Source organism: Krasilnikovia cinnamomea, from assembly GCF_004217545.1.
GTDB classification, from domain to species: domain Bacteria; phylum Actinomycetota; class Actinomycetes; order Mycobacteriales; family Micromonosporaceae; genus Actinoplanes; species Actinoplanes cinnamomeus.
On record NZ_SHKY01000001.1, the window covers coordinates 2,871,631 to 2,892,347 of the forward strand.

14 protein-coding genes and 3 rRNA genes are annotated in these 20,717 nt (G+C 68.3%); 6 read left to right on the forward strand and 11 right to left on the reverse strand.

Annotated elements, in window-relative coordinates:
- Positions 1 to 145: 145 nt before the first annotated feature.
- Entirely contained in the window at positions 146 to 457 is a 312-nt protein-coding gene (locus EV385_RS12920) for a hypothetical protein (RefSeq protein ID WP_130509697.1), read from the reverse strand.
- On the reverse strand, positions 454 to 1,734 hold the full coding sequence (locus EV385_RS12925) for a hypothetical protein (RefSeq protein ID WP_130509698.1): 1,281 nt from the start codon (positions 1,732 to 1,734) through the stop codon (positions 454 to 456). Before EV385_RS12925 ends, EV385_RS12920 begins: the two co-directional genes overlap by 4 nt.
- Before the next feature lie 373 nt (positions 1,735 to 2,107).
- On the opposite strand from EV385_RS12925, the gene EV385_RS12935 reads away from it, so the two are divergent.
- Positions 2,108 to 2,470 (forward strand): metalloregulator ArsR/SmtB family transcription factor, encoded by a 363-nt coding sequence (locus EV385_RS12935; protein ID WP_130509699.1) that lies wholly within the window; start codon positions 2,108 to 2,110, stop codon positions 2,468 to 2,470.
- Positions 2,467 to 2,952, forward strand: a complete 486-nt coding sequence (locus tag EV385_RS12940; protein WP_130509700.1) for an SRPBCC family protein — start codon at positions 2,467 to 2,469, stop codon at positions 2,950 to 2,952. The genes EV385_RS12935 and EV385_RS12940 overlap by 4 nt, the downstream gene beginning before the upstream one ends.
- 3 nt (positions 2,953 to 2,955) lie before the next feature.
- On the opposite strand, the gene EV385_RS12945 is transcribed toward EV385_RS12940, so the two are convergent.
- The 4 genes from EV385_RS12945 to EV385_RS12960 all read right to left on the reverse strand — a co-directional run bounded on the left by EV385_RS12945 (position 2,956) and on the right by EV385_RS12960 (position 9,340).
- Positions 2,956 to 5,190 carry an ATP-binding protein gene (locus EV385_RS12945; RefSeq protein ID WP_207229818.1) on the reverse strand — a complete coding sequence of 745 codons (2,235 nt, stop codon included), beginning with the start codon at positions 5,188 to 5,190 and terminating at the stop codon, positions 2,956 to 2,958.
- A gap of 237 nt (positions 5,191 to 5,427) precedes the next feature.
- Positions 5,428 to 6,960 (reverse strand): flotillin family protein, encoded by a 1,533-nt coding sequence (locus tag EV385_RS12950; RefSeq protein WP_130509701.1) that lies wholly within the window; start codon positions 6,958 to 6,960, stop codon positions 5,428 to 5,430.
- Between the two features lie 15 nt (positions 6,961 to 6,975).
- Positions 6,976 to 7,506, reverse strand: a complete 531-nt coding sequence (locus EV385_RS12955; protein WP_130513278.1) for a hypothetical protein — start codon at positions 7,504 to 7,506, stop codon at positions 6,976 to 6,978.
- Between the two features lie 211 nt (positions 7,507 to 7,717).
- A complete protein-coding gene (locus EV385_RS12960; protein WP_165449461.1) occupies positions 7,718 to 9,340 on the reverse strand; it encodes a methyl-accepting chemotaxis protein in 1,623 nt (540 codons plus the stop codon).
- A 231-nt stretch (positions 9,341 to 9,571) separates the two neighbouring features.
- On the opposite strand from EV385_RS12960, the gene EV385_RS12965 reads away from it, so the two are divergent.
- On the forward strand, positions 9,572 to 10,423 hold the full coding sequence (locus EV385_RS12965; RefSeq protein WP_130509703.1) for a hypothetical protein: 852 nt from the start codon (positions 9,572 to 9,574) through the stop codon (positions 10,421 to 10,423).
- Here EV385_RS12965 and EV385_RS12970 read toward each other — a convergent pair.
- Complete coding sequence (locus tag EV385_RS12970) at positions 10,393 to 11,163, reverse strand: MerR family transcriptional regulator (RefSeq protein WP_130509704.1); 771 nt, start codon at positions 11,161 to 11,163, stop codon at positions 10,393 to 10,395. The two genes, EV385_RS12965 and EV385_RS12970, sit on opposite strands and share 31 nt — an antisense overlap.
- 95 nt (positions 11,164 to 11,258) lie before the next feature.
- Here EV385_RS12970 and EV385_RS12975 point away from each other — a divergent pair, with 95 nt between their 5' ends.
- From EV385_RS12975 to EV385_RS12985, 3 genes are all read left to right on the forward strand, one after another.
- Positions 11,259 to 11,762 carry a DUF6194 family protein gene (locus EV385_RS12975; protein ID WP_130509705.1) on the forward strand — a complete coding sequence of 168 codons (504 nt, stop codon included), beginning with the start codon at positions 11,259 to 11,261 and terminating at the stop codon, positions 11,760 to 11,762.
- A gap of 138 nt (positions 11,763 to 11,900) precedes the next feature.
- Positions 11,901 to 12,578, forward strand: a complete 678-nt coding sequence (locus EV385_RS12980) for an NADPH-dependent F420 reductase (RefSeq protein ID WP_130509706.1) — start codon at positions 11,901 to 11,903, stop codon at positions 12,576 to 12,578.
- Positions 12,579 to 12,868: 290 nt separating this feature from the next.
- A complete protein-coding gene (locus EV385_RS12985; protein ID WP_130509707.1) occupies positions 12,869 to 13,198 on the forward strand; it encodes an STAS domain-containing protein in 330 nt (109 codons plus the stop codon).
- Between the two features lie 279 nt (positions 13,199 to 13,477).
- Here the strand turns inward: EV385_RS12985 and rrf are convergent.
- From rrf to EV385_RS13005, 4 genes are all read right to left on the reverse strand, one after another.
- Positions 13,478 to 13,594: ribosomal RNA gene (rrf, locus tag EV385_RS12990) — 5S ribosomal RNA — on the reverse strand.
- 137 nt (positions 13,595 to 13,731) lie between these two features.
- Positions 13,732 to 16,840: ribosomal RNA gene (locus tag EV385_RS12995) — 23S ribosomal RNA — on the reverse strand.
- A gap of 442 nt (positions 16,841 to 17,282) precedes the next feature.
- Positions 17,283 to 18,801 (reverse strand): 16S ribosomal RNA (locus EV385_RS13000).
- Together the 16S, 23S and 5S rRNA genes form the textbook arrangement of a ribosomal RNA operon.
- Before the next feature lie 450 nt (positions 18,802 to 19,251).
- A complete protein-coding gene (locus EV385_RS13005; RefSeq protein WP_130509708.1) occupies positions 19,252 to 20,616 on the reverse strand; it encodes a dihydrolipoyl dehydrogenase family protein in 1,365 nt (454 codons plus the stop codon).
- Positions 20,617 to 20,717: the final 101 nt, after the last annotated feature.

Consider the following 20,717-nt stretch of genomic DNA (forward strand, 5'->3'; position numbering starts at 1 on the left):
CTGACATCCTGTCGGCGGTGGTGGCAGTCCGAGATGCCATCGCCGAGAGCCACAGAGAACTGGCCAACAGTCATCGTGGCGCAACGAATACACCACGCATCGAGAGCCGGCGCCCTGATCTGTCGCTGAGATTGCGCGCTGCGGGTCACTTCTTCCGGCGCCGCCGGCGCTCGTCCCCGGTGAACGTGATGTCGGCACGGGCGCCGGGACCCGTGAAGACCACGCCGGCGCCCACGATCGTATTGTTGGGCGGCGCATCCCGGACCGGCGGCGGTGCCTCCTGCGGGCTCCCCCGGCGGCGCAGGTGAACAACCACGCTCCCACCGGCCAGGGCCAGCGCGAGAAGGAAACTACCGACGCTCGCGTACTGGTCGGCGCGGCCGAGATCCTGGACGGCGAAGAACACCCCGGCGCCGGCGATTAGTACGGCGAGCCCGATCGGGGCGACCCACCTCATAGCCACAACCCCTTGGCGGCGGGCCGCTCGGCCATCCCGTGGGCCTTCTCGCGCCGCTGCCGCACCCGCCGGTCGAACCGTGCCAGGTTCCCGAGCCGCGCCCGCCCGGCCTCGACCTCGCTGCTGTGGGTCAAGGTATTGCCGGCACCGACCATCATCGCCGCCGCGAGATGCACCCGCCGGGTGTCCAGCGAGCGCCGCACATTGGTACGCCCCCCGTCCGGGTTCATCGCGTACCGCAGCAGCGCGACGTCCTCGATCTCACCGAGAGCGTCCTGGATCGGCTTCTCCAGGCTGACGTCGCCCTGCCCTTCGGCCAGCGCCTGGATCAGGTCCTCGCGCTCGTACAGCAGGTCGGCGAGCGGGACGACGGTCTCGCGTACGTGATAGGCCGTCGTCGAGCGCACGTGCGACTCGTCGCCGAGGACCGCGACGTCCGGGTGGTCGAGATGGGTGTTGACCCGCGCCGCCACCCGCTCCCGGTAGACCTGCCGGCCGGGCTCGGGCACCGGGCTCACGATGCGGCGCAGCTGTTCCCGGAACGCCTGGATGCTCTGCTCGGACGGCTCGGCCAGCATGGCGGCGAAGGACTCGACCGCCGCGTTGTCGCGGTAGAGGCTGCCGCAGTCGAGCGACACCCGGCGCAGGTGGTAGTGGTCGACGGCCTCGAGCTCGCAGTCGTTCGCGACGACCACGGCCGAGGCGTCGCTGGCCGCCACGTGCCCCGGACGGAAGAGGGTGCGGGCGCCCGCGACGTTCACCTGGCCGTGCGCCGGGGAGGCCACATCCAGCCATTTCGGCTCGCGGGTGGGCGCCGCGACACGCTCCAGGTCGGTGCCCAGGCAGCCGGCCAGGTGGCCGAGTTCCTGCCCCATCTGGTCGCGCCGTCGCGGGGGCAGAACACCGACGGACTCGGCGATGTCGAGCTCGCGGGCCAGCTCCCGCGCGGCGGTCAGGGTACGGACCAGGCGGGCGGCGCGCGGCGGGCGGTCCCGGGCCTCGGCGCGCGCCTCGGCCAGCCGGTCGCGCAGGCGGAGCGCGGCCTCGTGGGTACGGTCGAGCCGCTCGGCTGCGGCGAACTCCCGGATCCTGTCGACGGCCTCGGCCGCACCCTCCCACGCCCGGGTCGTGGCACGTTCGCTGGCCCTCGTGGTCCCCTTTGGCGCCGGTCCGGACAGGAGTTCCGCCATAGTGGAGGGCCCGCGCTCGGCGGCCTTGGCCCGGCGATGCGGCTCCGGGCCCCGGATGGCTGCCCGCCGGCGGATCTGCTCGGTCACCGACCACAGGTCGTCGCTGGTGGCCGGTTGCTCAGCCGGTCGCGTTCGCGGACTCACGGCTTCCGGGGCCCTGGGTCGCTCGTGGAACATCATCGAGACCTCCCGACGCGTCTCAGCGTCAGGGAAGCATGACACGAAACGGGCGCTCCCGGGCGATTCGATCAAGGACTTCCCGTACGCAGGCGTCCTTCCTGAAGGGACGACCGAGGTGGAACCCGCGGTCGGTGGCCTCCACCTAGCCGAGCACCTCGCACCAGAACCGGGCGAGCAGGTCGGGGTCACGGGCGTCCAGCACGAGCAAAGTTATCCGGCAAGCCATGCCCACACGATAGGCGCAATTGCGGACGCGTAACCAGAAGGTTACGCTTCGGGGGTGGACGAGGTGGCGGGGGCGATCGCCGATCCGGTACGGCGGGAGATCCTGCTGATGCTGCGCGACGAACCGCGCTCCGCCGGGCAGATCGCCGACCGCTTCGCGATCAGCCGCCCGGCCGTCAGCCGCCACCTGCGGGTGCTGCGCGAAGCCGGTCTGGTCCGCGACACCGCCGACGGGCGTCGCCGGGTGTACGCACTGGTCACCGCACCGCTCGACGATCTGGTCGGGTGGCTGGAGCGGCTGACCCGTCCGTCCGGCTGGCAGCACCGCCTCGACGCGCTGGAGACCGAGGTCTACCGCACCCGCCGCGAGCGGCGCACGACCGCCGGGCGCGACCGTTCCCAGAAGGAGACCGCATGAGCCCGACACCCACCGGCCGACTACTCGGCGACGACCTGGTGCTGACCCGCACGTTCCGCGCACCCGTGGACGACGTGTGGGCGAGCCTCACCGATCCGGAACGTACGGCCCGCTGGTTCGGTCCCTGGCAGGGCGACGCGGCGCCGGGGCACACGATCAAGGTCCAGATGGTGCACGAGGAGGGCAAGCCCTGGATGGACATGACGATCGACGCGTGCGACCCACCGCGCCGGCTGGCCCTGTCCGCGCTGAACGAGCACGGCAACTGGTACCTGGACATGGTGCTCGCCGAGTCCGCGGGCGTGACCGAGCTGCGGTTCACCCAGCGGCTGACCGGCACCGAGAGCGTCGGCGAGATCGGCCCCGGCTGGGAGTACTACCTGGACGCCCTGGTGGCCTCCCGTGACGGCGGCCCCATGCCGACCTTCGACGACTACTACCCGTCGATGAAGGAGCACTTCGAGGCGCAACGACAGCAGTGAGGCTCACGCCGCGAGCGCGGTGACCTTGTCGGTGTAGGCGGGCGCGGGCGTGGTGGGCAGGTCGAGCGGAGCCAGTTCCTCCCCGCCCGGGTTGCCCGTGTGGTCGGTGGCCGGCAGGGTGAAGGTGAAGCGGGAGCCGCCGAACGGGTTGTCCTCGGCGGTGATGGTGCCGCCGTGCCGGGTGACGATCCGGTGGCAGATGGCCAGGCCGAGCCCGGTACCGGCGTAGCCGGACCCGAGGTGGGCACGGTGGAAGTCGTCGAAGATGACCTCGTGCTGCCCGGCCGGGATCCCGATGCCGTTGTCGGCGACGGTGATCTGGACGAAGTCGTCGTGGCGGGTGCTGGTCACGGTCACCATCGGCGTGATGCCGCGCGCGGTGTACTTGACGGCGTTGCCGATGAGGTTGTCCAGCACCTGCCGGACGGCGCCGACATCCGCGTGCACCGGGTCGAGCCGGCCCAAGGTCACCTCTGGCGCCGGGCGCCCCGCGGCCACCGCCGCGTCGGTCCGGATGGCGGCGATCTCGGCGACCATGCTGGTCAGGTCCACCGGGACCCGGGCCAGTTCCACGTCGCGGGCGGTGGTGTACGCCAGCAGGTCGTTGATCAGCCCGCGCATGCTCGTGGCGGCCCGCGTCACCCGGGTGAGGCTGTCGCGGGACCGGTCGAGCGCGGGGTGCTCGGGGGCGGCGTCGAGCGCCTCGGCGGCGACCTCCACCCACCCCTCGACCGCGGTCAGCGGACTGAGCAGGTCGTGGGCGACGACACCGGCGAACCCGGCGAGCTGGTCGCGGTGGCGGCGTTCAGCGGTGACGTCGTGGAACAGTACGACCGCCCGGCGGTCCCCGCACGCGGCCACCAGCGGCGTCGCGGATACCCGGAAGATGCGCGGGTCATGACCGTCGGCGTCGGTGACGAGGACGTCGACGGGGTCGACCTTCTCTCCGGCCAGGGCCCGGGCGGAGGGCAGGGTGTCACCACTGACCGGGGTGCCGTCGAGGTGGCGCATCCGGCGGTGCGCCTCGTCAACCGAGGTGCCGGACCCGAACAGGCGTACGCCGGCCGGGTTGCGCAGCTCGACCCGGCCCTGGGCGTCGATGACGGACAGGCCGTCGGCCATGGAGTCGATGACCGCGCTCATCAGCGCGGCGTGCTGCCTCTCCAACTCCTTCTGCTCGGCCAGTTCCCGGATCAGCTGGGCCCGCTCGTCGCGGCCGAGGGCCAGGGCCAGCCCGACGGCCGCGATGAGGACCACGAAGAACTGGGCGAGCCACGCCCGCACCTGCGGGTCGGCGACCGCCGCCATCGGACCCTCCCCGTGCAGGGTGAACAGCACCGCAGCGCCGCCGAGGACCAGGGTCTGCAGCACGACGAAGCCGGTGCGCAGGCGGATGGCCGCCCACACGGTGATCGCGATCAGCGGAAAGGCCAGCGGCAGGCCTTCGTCGTACACGAACCCGACGAGGTAGGCGCCGACCGAGCACAGCGACACGGCCAGGTACTCGACGACCCGCCGGGCGGGGGTGGCCCGAAGGTCGCGGTCGGTGTCGCGCCACCAACCGGCCAGCGAACCGTGCCGGTCCCGGAGGGCGCCGATCGCCGGGCCGAACCACAGCCCGGCCGCGCCGATCACGATCGTGCTGGTGACCTGACGGGTCATCCAGCCGGTGAACGCCTGCGCCGTGAACTGCTCCCCGCCGGCCAGCCCGATCTGCGCGTACGCGACCACGCCGCTGACGACCGCGGCGACCGCGGCGATCCCGATGACGCACCCGAGTTCGCGGGGCGTGGACAGCCGCGCGGTGCCGCCGGCGCCCCACAGGTGCGGGTGGCGGCGGGAGAGCAGCGCGACGAAGACCGCCACGTGAACGAGGTTGGCCAGTGCGAGCGCCGCGCTCAGGCCGAGGGCCTCGCCGGTGATCGCGTTGCCGACGAAGCTGATGATGGTCAGGGCCAGCGCGTCGGCCCACAGGACCGGGGAGCGCCGCTGCGCGCAGAGCCAGACGATCGCGATGCCGGCGGCGGGCCACAGCAGGGCCAGGGAGCTGCCGCTGATCACGGTCATCCGCCCGGCCGCGAACGCGGCCGCATAGACGGCGGCGAAGCCGGCGGTACGCAGCAGCCAGGTGGGAATGCTCAGCCGGACGCGGGCGCCGCCGGAAGACACCCCCTGCCCGCGCGCGGGCCCGATCCCGGCAGCGGTGGTCACGGCAGCCCGCGTTGTCGTGCGTTGCACGTGTTCTCTCCCCCGATCGGCCGGGCCACTCCGGCAGGCCTTGGAGAGAGATTCGAGGTCCTGGGGTGCACTCACGGTGCCACTCGGGTGCAGCCAGGTTGCAGGTCGTCCTTTCGGACAGGCGTCCGGACGACCGGGCCGAGGCGGGCCGACCGATCGGGGTAACGTCAGACGTCTCCGCCGGAGCCCCAAAACGAAACCGGGGGCAGCACACGCCGCCCCCGGTTTCCCGCCGGATCACTCGGCCGGCTTGGCCTCCACGGCCGGGGCCTGACCGCCGTTGACGGCCGGGGCCGGACCGCCGTTGCGGGCGGCGCCGAGTCGCGCCAGCAGCGCGCTCAGGTCGATCCCGGTCAGGTCGGTACCGAGCTGCAGACCCTGCGCCACGTTGCTGGCCACGGACTTGGTCAGCGTCGAGGCGCCGTCGGTGGAGATGACCGTCATCTTGTCGATCGCGCTCATCGGGCGGCTGGCCGCGTCCACCACCTGCGGCAACACCCGCACCAGCAGGTCCAGGATGGCGGCCTCGCCGTACTCGGAGAAGGCGTCGGCCTTGGCCCGCATCGCCTCGGCCTCGGCCTGGCCGCGCGCCTGGATGGCGGAGGCGTCGGCCGCGCCCTCCCGCTCGGTGGCGTCCGCGATCGCGGTACGCCGCCGCTGCTCCGCCTCACCCTCCTTCGCGCCCTCGATCGCGTTGGCCTCGGCCAGCGCCGCCCGCCGGGCCCGCTCACCCTCACCGGTCAGCCGGGACTGCTCGGCGGCGGCCTGCGCGGCCGCGATCGTGGCCTGCCGTTCGGCGTCGGCGCGCAGGATCGCGGCCTGCCGGGCACCCTCGGCCTCCTGCTCGACCTTGTACCGGGCCGCGTCGGCGGGCTTGCGCACCTCGGTGTCGAGCTGGCGCTGCTTGAGCTCGGCGTTGCGCTCGGCCACCTTCTGCTGCTCGGCGAGGATCGCCTGGTCGCGCTCGGCCTGGGCGAGCGGGCCCGCCGCCGCCGACTTCGCCTTCGCCGCGTCGATCTCCGCCTGGATGGCGGCCTGCTTGAGCGACAGGTTCCGGTTCGCCTCGGCGATGGCCTCCTCGGCCAGCAGCCGCTCCTGCTCGGCCGCCTGCCGGGCCCGGGCCTCGGCGATGGCGGCGTCCTTGAGCACCCGGGCGGCCTCCGGCCGGCCCAGATCCTGCAGGTACGTCCCCTCAGCGATGATGTCCTGCAACTGGAACGTGTCGAGCACCAGACCCTGGTTGGTCATCGAGTGCTCGGCCTCCTCGGCCACCGCGGACGCGAACGCGGCCCGGTCCCGGATGATCTCCTCGATGGTGAGCCGCCCGACGATCGAGCGCAGCGCGCCGGCCAGCACCTCGCGGGTGAACTCCTCGATCTCCGACTGCTGGTGCAGGAAGCGCTGCGCGGCGGCCCGGATGGCGTCCTCGGTCCCGCCCACCTTGACGATCGCGACACCCTGCAGGTTGGCGCGGATGCCCTGCTTGCTGACCGCACCCGTGATCTCGACGTGGATGCGCCGGCTCGACAGGTCGAGCGACTGCAGCTTCTGCACGATCGGCACGACGAACACCGACGCGCCCATGACGACCTTCTGCCCGGACAGGTCGGTGGCGCGACTGCCGTCGGCGGCCTCCACCGCACGGCCCTTGCGGCCGGTCACGATGAACGCCTCGTTGGGCCCGGCCACCTTGATCCGGGACAGGATGAACAGCACGACGAGCACGACCAGCAGCACGGTGCCACCGATCGAGATCAACAGAGGGGTCACTGCACGTCCTTGGGGTTAGTTCTGATGAAGGGCGCTGGTCTGTTCGACCACGACACTGGTGTCACTCGGCGCCTCGACCACGAAGACGTGGGCACCGATCGGGATCGGCCGATCCGCGCGGGCGTTGACCTTCACCGGCTGCCCGCCCATCCGCAGCCGGACTTCTCCGTACCCCTGGTCAGGGATCGGGGTGATCACCACCCCGAGCGTCCCGACCATGTCCTGGCGGGTGGGGGTGGCGTCGGTGCGCATGGTGCGCGCCGCGCGGCCCAGGCGCACCGCGAGGTAGGCGACCGGCAGCGCCGCTGCCGCGCCGACGGCCGCGGCCAGCCCGATCATCAGCGGGGTACGGGCATCGAGCAGTTCACCGGCGACCGCCGCGGCGAACCCGAACGCGCCCACGAACCCCGCGACCGCCTCGGTAGATACCGGCCCGTCGGCACCGGGGTGGCCGAACTGGAACAGCTCGGCACCGAGCAGACCCAGGGCGAGCACCACGACGCCCACGCCACCCACGGCCAGGAACACCACCGTAGCCGTGTCCATCACGCCCGCCTCCCCGCGTCCCCGACGCTCGAGGATAGCCGGATCACGCCACCGGGAAGGCCCTGCTCATCCGGCACATCGGCGGACCGGCGGGGGTGGTGTACGGCCGGGCGGCGGTACGCCGCGACCGCCGCCGGTACGGCCCATGGTGCCTGGCCGCCGGCGCCGCCGTCGTGGCAAGCCTCGGCACCACCCCGGACCGACATCCCGGCTACTGCTGCAGCGAGAAGCGACCGGCCACCCCGCGCAGCTGGTCGGCGGTCGCACCGAGCTGCCGTACGGAACTGGCCGTCGCCGCGGTAGCGGCCGCCATCCGCTCGGTGGACTGCACGTTCGCGCTGGCGAACGCACCGACCTCGTCGAGCGCGACCCGCAGCGACGAGGTGCCGCTGGCAATCCGCTCGAAGGCGTCCCGGGCGTTCTCGTCCACCATCCGCACGGCGTCACCGCTGGTCCGCTGGATATCGGCGACCAGGTTCGCGATGGACTGCGCCGAGTTGCCGCTCTCCTCGGCCAGGGCCCGGACCTCCCCGGCCACCACCGCGAAGCCGGAGCCGTGCACACCGGCGCGGGCGGCCTCGATGGAGGCGTTGAGCGCCAGCAGGTTGGTCTGCCCCGCGATCCGGGTGATCGCCTCGACGATCCCGCCGATCTCCGTGGACTTGCTGTCCAGCTCCCGCATCACCTGGGCCAACTGCTGCACGGTGGCCATGCCGCCGGTGACCAGATCGACGGTCTGCTCGGCCGCCTGCTGCGCCTCACGGACCAGGGTCACCTGCCGCCCGGCGTTGTCGACGACCTCGCCCGTGGCGCCGCGTACCCCGTCGGAGACCTCGGTCAGGTCCTGGGACGCCTCATCCAGGGCACCGGCGGCCACGTGCACCTGCCCGATCGAGTCGTTCAGGTTGGCCACCATCGCCGCGAACGCCTGCCCCAGCCGGTCCTGCTCCGACTTGGGCCGCGCGTTGACCGCCAGCTGACCCGCCGCGAGCCGCTGCGACACGTCGGCCATCCCGGTCAGGTACTCGACCATCCGATCGAAGGCCGAGGCGACCTGCGCGATCTCGTCGTCGGTCCCGGTCTCCACGCGCTGCGCCAGGTCACCACGCGAGATGCCGTCCGCCGCGTCGGCCAGCGTCTCCAGCCCGGTGGTGATCCGCCGCGACAGGGTCCGCCGCACCGTGAACGCCGCCGCGATGGCGATCGCCAGCAGCACCCCGAACAGGCTGAACGCCACGATCGCGGAGATCCGGGAGGCGTCGCGGTCCGCCTGCGCCGCCTTGGCGGAGGCGGCGCGCCACGACTTCAGGTCGCCCTTGAGCGAGTCCCACAGGTCGCCGCCCTTGCCGTCGTCGAACGTGTCGCGCGCGGCGTCCTTGTCACCCTGGTCGGCCAGCCCGATCTCGCCGGCGGTGGCCTGCACGTACCCGTTCCAGTGGTCCTCGAACGCGGCCAGCGCCTTGAGGTTGTGGGCCTCGACGGGCAGCTTCCGGTACTCCGCGAACAGGTCCTTCATCTCGGCGTCCTCCTCCTTCATGGAGGCGGCCGTCTCGGCGAGGTCCTTGTCGCCGGCGGGCAGCGCGAGGTACTCCCACTGCTCCTTGCGGTACTTGTTCATCAGGGCGTCGATGCGGCCGACGATCTGCGCGCCGGGCACCGACGCGTCGGCCAGCGACCCGATGCGTCCGGTCGCCTGGAAGAGACTCACCACGGACACCAGGCCCGGCAGCACCAGCAGCACCACGACCACGGTGAAGCCGATGCGGAGCGAACGGCGGATGGTCAGCTTGGTGAGCATTCGGCTCATGGTCAGGCTGTCGAGAATGCGGCGCATGGCACGTCTTTCGTCGGTTCGGGGCTGGCTTCCGATCTCCGCTCCGATCGACCCCGCCGGGGACGTCCTGACGGACCGCGATGATGGCCTTCGCCACAGAATGCATTTAAGATCCATTCGGGCGCCTTCGCGCTGCCCGCCTCCCCCGACACCTCATGAATCCCGGCCGGCTGCCGATTCTGGCCCTACCCCCAACCGGACGGGCGGCGCGGCGGACAAGGGGGTGTGGTGGTGAGGCGCGGAACGCGGATGTGGCTGATGTCGGCGCTGAGCGTTGTCGTACTGACCGCATCCGGGGCGAACGCCAGCGCCGGCACCGCACCCGCCCCACCCGGCACCCGGGCGATGTGGCTGTGGAGCCAGGCCGACCCCGCCGAGGTGATGTCGTGGGCGGCCCGCCACGACGTGACCGAGATCTTCACGTACGTCGGCACCACCGTCGCCACCGACGGTTCGCTGCCCCGCCTGCGCGAACTGAAGCGCCAGGCCGACCTGGCCGGAGTACGGCTGAGCGCGCTCGGCGGCGACGAATCCTGGACCACCGACCACGCCGCCGCCCTGGCCTGGCAGAAGGCGGTGACCGGTACCAAGCTGTTCGCCGGTCTGCACGTCGACGCCGAGCCGTACCTGCTGCCCGCGTGGAACACCAACCGCAACGCCACGGCCACCGCCTACCTGACGCTGCTGCAGCGGCTGCGCGACGCCGGCCCGCTGGCCGTCGAGGTCGACGTGCCGTTCTGGTACGGCACGATCACGGTCTCCGGAAAGAATCTCGCCACCGAGACTCTGCGCCGGGCCTCCGCCGTCACCGTGATGAGCTACCGGGACAGCGGCACCGGCCCGAACTCGATCTACGACGTCAGCCGGGACTGGCTGGCGCGCGGCGCCGCCGCCGGCAAGCGGGTCCGGCTGGGCGCCGAAACCCGGCCGCTGTCCGACTGCCCGTACTGCACCTTCGCCGAGGAGGGTGCGACCGCGCTGGGTGACGCGCTGGCCCGGGTGGACGGCGCGACCCGTAGCGCGCCCGCGTTCAACGGCATCGCCGTACACGACTACGACGGCTGGCGCGCCCTGCCGTCCTGACCGGTGGCGTCGAGATATCCGGCCAGCTGCGCGGCGGCCGCAAGCATGGCCCGACCCCGTGCGGTGACCCGGGCCCGCCAGTCGGCGAGCGCAGCGGCCAGGGCCGCCAGGTCGCCCGCTTCCCGCACGTGGCGCACGACCGTGGCGATGTGGGCCAGGGGATATCCACCCCGGCGCAACAGGTGGGCCAGGTCCGCGTCACGGATGTCGGCCGCCGTGAACCGGCGGTATCCGGTGCCCGGATCACGCCCCGGCTGAACGATCCCCGCCCGTTCCCACTTGCGCACCGTCGCGGCGGTCACGCCGAGGCGCCCGGCGACCTCCCCCACGGTGAACGGCCCCGGAGCCGTCCGCGCGGCCCCCAGCCCGGGGTCGCCTCCCTGCGGACCGCTCCCCCGCTCACCATCAGGTCGGTCCGCACCGGTGAGGCGCTCGACCGCCGCCGCGACCGTGTCCAGGGTTTCCCGGTCACGCTGCAGCCCGGCGTGACCGGCGTCGATGACCCGCAGGGCGGCGTCCAGATCGGCACGGTGCACGGCCCGCAGGATCTCCCGGGCCGCCGCATATCCGTACGCGGGAACCAGCGCCCGGTAGGTCCGCAGCGCGCGGGCATGCACCTCGGTGTATCGGCGGTATCCCGAAGCGGACCGCTCGGCGGGCGGCAGCAGCCCGTCCCGCTCATAATCGCGTACGGCCTGGGCCGAGATGCCCGCTTCCCGGGCGAGATCCACCGGCCGCACGACACCCCAATCCCGGTTTGAGGGTTGAGGCGTCCCCCGCCACGTCGCGTCAACCCAGAGTCTCAGACGCAAGTTCAACGATATGGTTCAAGGGTATGGGAACGGACATCGAGGAACGGGTCACCGCACTGATCACCGCGCTGCCCGGGGTGGTCGTGCTACGCGCCAGCGCCGAGACCGGAGCACCGGAGGTGGCCTGGGGCGACTCGTTCTTCTACTACGACCCGAGGGGCGACTCACCCGCCGACCGGCGCATGCCGTTCGCCACGCTGGTCACCAACGACTATCCCGGCTTCGACACCGCCTCCCACCTGCACCGCCCCGGCGTCGTACGCCTCAACCTCGATCCCGGCCGCGCACTGTTCACCGAGACCGTCGGCTACGCCCCCGCCGAGCACCCCGCGCATGCCGACCGGTGGGACTACACCGCCCTCGACCAGCTGCTACCCCACCCCGTGTACGCCACGGCCGGCTGGGTCAGCGTGCTCAACCCGGGCCCGCGTACCCGTACTCGTGTCGCGGAGCTGGTCGCCGCCGCGCACGCCCGGGCGGCCCGCCATGACAACGCACGCCGAGCCCGCCAGGTCGACCAAGGCTGACCCACCCGAAGTGCCCTGGCCAGGTCCTGCCGGGGATCCGACGGAGGTCCATGCGCGGGATGCCCCTACAGTGTGTGCTGCCGGTCACTACCGCTGGTGAGACGGAATCCCAGGTCCCATCGTGAGGTTCGCGCTGTCATGACGACAATCGGACTCATCGGCAGCGGGTTGATCGGCTCGACCGTGGCACGGCTGGCGGTCGCCGCCGGCTACAACGTGGTGCTGAGCAACTCCCGTGGCCCCGAAACACTGCAGGATCTGGTCGCCGAGCTCGGCCCCGGGGCCCGCGCCGGCACCCCCACCGAGGCGGCCACCGCCGGTGACATCGTCATCGTCACGGTCCCCCTGCGGGCGTACCGCGACGTCCCGGCCAAGCCGCTGGCCGGAAAGGTGGTCATCGACACCAACAACTACTACCCCGACCGCGACGGGGTCTTCCCCGAACTCGAGAACGGCTCCAGCACCACCGGCGAGCTCCTGCAGCGCCACCTCGCCGGCGCGCACGTGGTCAAGGGCTTCAACAACATCTACTTCAAGCACCTGGCGTCTCTGGGCCGCCCGGCCGGTGCGCCGGACCGGACCGCCCTGCCGATCTCGGGTGACGACGCCGCCGCCAAGCGCACCGTCACGGAGTTCCTCAACGCCATCGGGTACGACACCGTCGACGTGGGACCGCTCTCCGAGAACTGGCGCACCCAGCGCGACACCCCGGTCTACGTGACCCCGTACGGCACGTTCCCCGACCCGCTGGGCACCCCCGCCGACGTCCGAACCGTACGCGACGCGGTCGCCGCAGCGACCCCGCAGTCCCGCTGACGCGGCCGAGGTCCCGCTGACCTGGCGCAGGGTCTCGCTAGCCCCTGGCGCAGGATCTCGCTAGCCCGGCGCATGGTCCTCGCGGAGCCCGGCGTAGGGGGCCCTCCTCGCGGAGTGGGGCTTAGGGTTCTCGCGGAATCGACGCGCAGTCTGGGTTCAGCCCGGGGCGCAGGCGGCACGAACACGGCTGCCTGCGCCCTGGCGCAATTCACCCTTCCGGCTATCGACGGGCGCTGGGAGTCGTCGTAGTCTGGCCGCCCGGCAAACGCGCGGTGACGGAAGGCAGACCGGTGGAAAACACTTCGGTCGATGTTCAGGCGGGCGCGGATGGCAGTCTCGTCGTGCAGCCGCACGGCGCGATGAACTTCGACACCGCCGTAACCCTGCGCCAGATCCTGGTGTACGCAGTACGCAAGGTCCGGCCGGTCCGGCTCGTCCTCGATCTGAGCGACGTGTCCGCGATGGATGCCATCAACCTCGGCACCCTCGCCGCGTTGTGCGACCTGGCCGACGATCACCACGTAGCCGTGTCGATGGAGAACTATTCGGCGACGGTCGGGGGCCTGTTGACCGCGGCCGGCGTACCGCCCCAGCGGCTACGTTCCGAGACCGCCGCCTGAGCTGCTGCCGACCGCGACTGACCAGAGCAGGCGAGCAACGGGCCGTGCCGAAATACACTCAAGTCCCCGGCCCTATCTAGCTGTGTGGACCCGCCCCTGGCCGGGGCAGCGCACACACAGTCGTGATCGTGCCTGGCCTGGTATGGCCTGCCTGGCCTGGCCTGGTATGGCTTGTCTGGCCTGGCCTGGTATGGCTTGTCTGGCCTGGTGTGGGGTGGTGTCTGGTCAGCATGCAGTGAGGGCCGCCCCCGGGGTGGGGGCGGCCCTCATCATGTTTGAGTCCGGCGGCGTCCTACTCTCCCACACCCTCCCGGGTGCAGTACCATCGGCGCTGGAGGGCTTAGCTTCCGGGTTCGGAATGAGACCGGGCGTTTCCCCTCCGCTATGACCACCGGCACAACTACCAGCCACCAAGCCCCCATCATCTTCCACCCGCCCACCAGACTGTGTGGTCTAGGTGGGTGGGGTGTGTGGGGGGTGGTTGTTTGCTGAGATATCACACAGTGGACGCGTTGAGCACCAAATTTATGGGTGTGGTTAAGCCCTCGGCCTATTAGTACCGGTCAACTGAACCAGTTACCTGGCTTACATTTCCGGCCTATCAACCCAGTCGTCTAGCTGGGGGCCTTACCCACTCAAGGTGGTGGGATACCTCATCTCGAAGCAGGCTTCCCGCTTAGATGCTTTCAGCGGTTATCCCTTCCGAACGTAGCTAACCAGCCGTGCCCCTGGCGGGACAACTGGCACACCAGAGGTTCGTCCGTCCCGGTCCTCTCGTACTAGGGACAGCCCTTCTCAAGTATCCAACGCGCACGGCGGATAGGGACCGAACTGTCTCACGACGTTCTAAACCCAGCTCGCGTACCGCTTTAATGGGCGAACAGCCCAACCCTTGGGACCTGCTACAGCCCCAGGATGCGACGAGCCGACATCGAGGTGCCAAACCATCCCGTCGATATGGACTCTTGGGGAAGATCAGCCTGTTATCCCCGGGGTACCTTTTATCCGTTGAGCGACACCGCTTCCACACGCAAGTGCCGGATCACTAGTCCCGACTTTCGTCCCTGCTCGACCTGTCAGTCTCACAGTCAAGCTCCCTTGTGCACTTACACTCAACACCTGATTGCCAACCAGGCTGAGGGAACCTTTGGGCGCCTCCGTTACCTTTTAGGAGGCAACCGCCCCAGTTAAACTACCCACCAGACACTGTCCCTCGACCCGATCAGGGCCGCAAGTTAGATACCCAAATCCAACAGAGTGGTATTTCAAGATTGCCTCCACCCGAACTGGCGTCCGAGCTTCACCGGCTCCCACCTATCCTACACAATTGCATTCAGATACCAATGTCAAGCTATAGTAAAGGTCCCGGGGTCTTTCCGTCCTGCCGCGCGTAACGAGCATCTTTACTCGTACTGCAATTTCGCCGGGCCTGTGGTTGAGACAGTGGGGAAGTCGTTACGCCATTCGTGCAGGTCGGAACTTACCCGACAAGGAATTTCGCTACCTTAGGATGGTTATAGTTACCACCGCCGTTTACTGGCGCTTAAGTTCTCCGCTTCGCCCCGAAGAGCTAACAGGTCCCCTTAACGTTCCAGCACCGGGCAGGCGTCAGTCCATATACATCGTCTTACGACTTGGCATGGACCTGTGTTTTTAGTAAACAGTCGCTTCCCCCTGCTCTCTGCGGCCATACCACGCTCCACCCGCAAGGGGCTTCACGCGTCCGGCCCCCCTTCTCCCTAAGTTACGGGGGCAATTTGCCGAGTTCCTTAACCACAGTTCGCCCGTCGCCTCGGTATTCTCTACCTGACCACCTGTGTCGGTTTGGGGTACGGGCCGCTCGGAACATCGCTAGAGGCTTTTCTCGGCAGCATAGGATCACTGACTTCACCTGAATCGGCTCGGCATCACGTCTCAGCCTCCATGTGCCACGGATTTGCCTATGGCACGGCCTACACGCTTACCCCGGCACAACCACCGGCCGGGATCAGCTACCTTCCTGCGTCACCCCATCGCTCAACTACTACCCACCAGGATCCCAACCTCGCCCACGTCACCCCGAAGGGATCAACAAACTCGGATGGTTAGCACAGTGAGGTTCATCGCTGGCGCTCCTACGCGGGTACGGGAATATCAACCCGTTATCCATCGACTACGCCTCTCGGCCTCGCCTTAGGCCCCGACTCACCCAGGGCGGATTAGCCTGGCCCTGGAACCCTTGGTCATCCGGCGGAAGGGTTTCTCACCCTTCATTCGCTACTCATGCCTGCATTCTCACTCGTATGGCGTCCACACCTGGGTCACCCCGGCGCTTCACCCGCCATACGACGCTCCCCTACCCACCCACACACCTGCACGAAAAGACCAAAGTCTCTTCGCGAAGTACTTGTGTGAGTGCCACAGCTTCGGCGGTGTGCTTGAGCCCCGCTACATTGTCGGCGCGGAACCACTTGACCAGTGAGCTATTACGCACTCTTTAAAGGGTGGCTGCTTCTAAGCCAACCTCCTGGTTGTCTATGCGATCCCACATCCTTTTCCACTTAGCACACGCTTAGGGGCCTTAGCTGGTGATCTGGGCTGTTTCCCTCTCGACTACGAAGCTTATCCCCCGCAGTCTCACTGCCGCGCTCTCACTTACCGGCATTCGGAGTTTGGCTGATTTCGGTAAGCTTGTAGGCCCCCTAGACCATCCAGTGCTCTACCTCCGGCAAGAAACACACGACGCTGCACCTAAATGCATTTCGGGGAGAACCAGCTATCACGGAGTTTGATTGGCCTTTCACCCCTAACCACAGGTCATCCCCCAACTTTTCAACGTTGGTGGGTTCGGTCCTCCACGCAGTCTTACCCACGCTTCAACCTGCCCATGGCTAGATCACCCCGCTTCGGGTCTAGAACACGCGACTCAACGCCCTCTTCAGACTCGCTTTCGCTACGGCTACCCCACCCGGGTTAACCTCGCCACGTGCCACTAACTCGCAGGCTCATTCTTCAAAAGGCACGCCATCACCCCAAAAGGCTCTGACGGATTGTAGGCGAACGGTTTCAGGTACTATTTCACTCCCCTCCCGGGGTACTTTTCACCATTCCCTCACGGTACTCGTCCGCTATCGGTCACCAGGAAGTATTCAGCCTTACCAGGTGGTCCTGGCAGATTCACGGCAGATTACAGGAGTCCGCCGCTACTCGGGAAATCCACACAGAGGTCACACGCTTTCGCCTACCGGGCTCTCACCGTCTACGGCTGGCTTTCCCACACCATTCAACTAACGTGCAACTTTGTAACTCTCCACCGCGCTGTCAGACACGGTACGTGGCTCCCACAACCCCGGATATGCAACCCCTGACAAGTATCACACACACCCGGTTTAGGCTCCATCCGCTTTCGCTCGCCACTACTCACGGAATCACTATTGTTTTCTCTTCCTACGGGTACTGAGATGTTTCACTTCCCCGCGTTCCCCCCACCACCCTATGAATTCAGATGATGGTGACACGACATGACTCGTGCCAGGTTTCCCCATTCGGACACCCTGGGATCACAGCTAGGTTGACAGCTCCCCCAGGCCTATCGCGGCCTCCCACGTCCTTCATCGGCTCCTGGTGCCAAGGCATCCACCGTTCGCCCTTGACAACTTAACCACAGAAAACAAGATGCTCGCGTCCACTGTGCAATTCTCAACCAACAACCAACCCACAACCCGAACCGCCCCCCACCAAACCCCCAACACCCACCCCGAAAGGCCCACGCCACACAGACGCACAGTGTTGAAACGGTATGAGGGACCAGGTCATGCCTGGCGCTGAACAACAACCCCCAGCCTCTCAGCCGGGTACCCGACCCGCGTTCCCACGCGGTACCGGGCCTGGTTGTTCCTTCAGGACCCAACAGGATGTCTTGATCGGTCGCCCCGCCCCAGCCGCACCAGCCCACCGTTCCCCCACCCCACACAGGGATGCGTACTAGATGCGCCGGCCGTTGCCGGAACCAGACTAGGCCAGTGTCTCCGCCATCGAGCACCCCGTCACCACACTCGGGTGACGCGGGCTCCTGGCCCGCTTTCACGGGCAAGGTGCTCCTTAGAAAGGAGGTGATCCAGCCGCACCTTCCGGTACGGCTACCTTGTTACGACTTCGTCCCAATCGCCAGCCCCACCTTCGACGGCTCCCTCCCACAAGGGGTTAGGCCACCGGCTTCGGGTGTTGCCGACTTTCGTGACGTGACGGGCGGTGTGTACAAGGCCCGGGAACGTATTCACCGCAGCGTTGCTGATCTGCGATTACTAGCGACTCCGACTTCACGGGGTCGAGTTGCAGACCCCGATCCGAACTGAGACCGGCTTTTTGGGATTCGCTCCACCTCACGGCATCGCAACCCTTTGTACCGGCCATTGTAGCATGCGTGAAGCCCTGGACATAAGGGGCATGATGACTTGACGTCATCCCCACCTTCCTCCGAGTTGACCCCGGCAGTCTTCGATGAGTCCCCGGCATAACCCGCTGGCAACATCGAACGAGGGTTGCGCTCGTTGCGGGACTTAACCCAACATCTCACGACACGAGCTGACGACAGCCATGCACCACCTGTCACCCGCCCCGAAGGACCCCGTATCTCTACGAGTTTTCGAGTGATGTCAAACCCAGGTAAGGTTCTTCGCGTTGCATCGAATTAATCCGCATGCTCCGCCGCTTGTGCGGGCCCCCGTCAATTCCTTTGAGTTTTAGCCTTGCGGCCGTACTCCCCAGGCGGGGCGCTTAATGCGTTAGCTGCGGCACAGAGAACCGGAGAGGCCCCCCACACCTAGCGCCCAACGTTTACAGCGTGGACTACCAGGGTATCTAATCCTGTTCGCTCCCCACGCTTTCGCTCCTCAGCGTCAGTATCGGCCCAGAGACCCGCCTTCGCCACCGGTGTTCCTCCTGATATCTGCGCATTTCACCGCTACACCAGGAATTCCAGTCTCCCCTACCGAACTCTAGCCTGCCCGTATCGGCTGCAGGCCCGCGGTTGAGCCGCGGGTTTTCACAGTCGACGCGACAAGCCGCCTACGAGCTCTTTACGCCCAATAAATCCGGACAACGCTCGCGCCCTACGTCTTACCGCGGCTGCTGGCACGTAGTTGGCCGGCGCTTCTTCTGCACCTACCGTCACTCTCGCTTCGTCGGTGCTGAAAGAGGTTTACAACCCGAAGGCCGTCATCCCTCACGCGGCGTCGCTGCATCAGGCTTCCGCCCATTGTGCAATATTCCCCACTGCTGCCTCCCGTAGGAGTCTGGGCCGTGTCTCAGTCCCAGTGTGGCCGGTCGCCCTCTCAGGCCGGCTACCCGTCGTCGCCTTGGTAGGCCATCACCCCACCAACAAGCTGATAGGCCGCGAGCCCATCCCACGCCGAAAAACTTTCCACCCCCGACCATGCGGCCAGAAGTCATATCCGGTATTAGCCCCCGTTTCCGAGGGTTATCCCAAAGCATGGGGCAGGTTACTCACGTGTTACTCACCCGTTCGCCGCTCGAGTACCCCCGAAAGGGCCTTTCCGCTCGACTTGCATGTGTTAAGCACGCCGCCAGCGTTCGTCCTGAGCCAGGATCAAACTCTCCAACAAAAACCTGAAGAATCAACCCCAGCAACAAACAAATTGTTGCCAAAGGAATCCACAACCGACCACAAACGTGACCGGCCAGGGACAAACAATCACAATTGGCACTGGCTTATCAAAACACCCTGTTGAGTTCTCAAAGAACAACCACACACCAAAACCAGACCCCCAACCGGAGGCCCAACCTCGGGGCACTCGTTCAACTTTACCGGGTCTTTCAGTCCCTGTCAACCGGATTCTCCCGGTTGGTTCCTGTCTGCCCCAGTACGCCCGCCTGTCCGAGCGCGCAGCACTGCCACGTACTCGAAGTCGTTGGGCTTGGCAGGCCGGCCGCCGCGGTCTGGCCGCTGGCTCGTCCGTTCCCCTGCCGAGAGAGAACATTACCCGGTCGTATCCAGGGCACCAAATCGGCCCCCCATGGTCCGTCGAATGCGCAGGTCAGCCCGGCTGTCCGGGTCAGCCGAGCGCGCGCACGGCATCGCCGATCGCACGGTGGAACGTCGGGTACGCCCAGATGGTGCCGCGCAACGTCGACACCGGCACCTCGGCGTGTACGGCGACGGACAGCGCACCGAGGACCTCGCCACCGGCCGGACCGGCCGAGGTCGCACCGACGAGAACTCCACGCGCACCATCGGCCACGAGCTTGATGAAGCCGTCGTTGCCCGGGCCGTGGATGAACCCCCGCGATGAGGACGGCAGGGCGGTGTGGCCGATCCGCACGTCGAGGCCGGCGTCGCGGGCCTGCCGCTCGGTGAACCCCACCGCGCCGATCTCGGGATCGGTGAAGGTGACCCGTGGTCGCGCGCGGTAGTCGGCTCCCGGCCCGCCCTGGCCGAGGATGTCTCGCACCGCGACATCGCCCTCGTACATGGCCATGTGGGTGAAGGCGCCGTTGCCGGTGACGTCACCGACCGCCCACACCTGGTCAGCGACCCGCATGCGGTCGTCCGTCACCAGGTGACGGGCGGTCGGGTCGAGGCCGATCGAGTCGACGCCGAGCTCGCCGAGGCGGGCAGTGCGGCCGGTGGCGACCAGGAGCTGCTGACCGGTGATCGTACGGCCGTCGCTCAGGGTCAGAGCGAAGCCGTCGGCCGAGTGGGCCACGCGTTGGGCGCGTACCCCGGTCAGGATCGTCACCCCGTCGCGGGACAGCGCCTGGGCGGCCAGTTCGGAGGACTCCGGCTCCTCCATCGCCAGGACGCGATCGCTGCCCTCGATGACCGTGACGGAGACCCCGAAGCGGGCCATGACCTGGGACAGTTCGAGGCCGATGGCGCCACCACCGAGCACCAGCAGGCTTCCGGGCAGGTGCTCGGCCTCGACGGCCTCCCGGTTGGTCCAGAAGGGCGTGCCGGCCAGTCCGTCGATCGGTGGCACCACCGCCGCCGTGCCTGTGGCCAGGACCAGGGCGCGGGCGGCGACGTACTCCTGATCGTTGACGCGGACGCGGCCAGGGCCGGCGATCGCCGCCCGGCCCCGCACGAACCGCCCGCCCTTGCCGGTGAAGCGGTCCACCGCGACCTTGTCGTCCCAGGTGTCGGTGGCCTCCGCGCGGATGCGGCGCGCGACCGGGGTCCAGTCCGGCCGCACTGTCGACGCACCGGCCAGGCCGGGTATGCGGCGTGCCTCGGCCAGCGCGTTGCCCGCCCGGATCATCATCTTCGTCGGTATGCAGCCCCAGTACGGGCACTCGCCGCCGACCAGCGCGTGTTCGATGCCGACCACGGACAGACCGGCCTCGGCCAACCGGCCGGCGACCTCCTCGCCGCCGACCCCCAGGCCGACAACGACCGCGTCCACGTGCTGCGCTTCGCCCATGGGCATCAGCTTGGCACCGCCGCCCGCGACCACACGGGAACGTCGCCGGACATTTTCGCGGGGAAATCCTTGATTGCCCCCGGCGGTGGCCGATTCTCAAC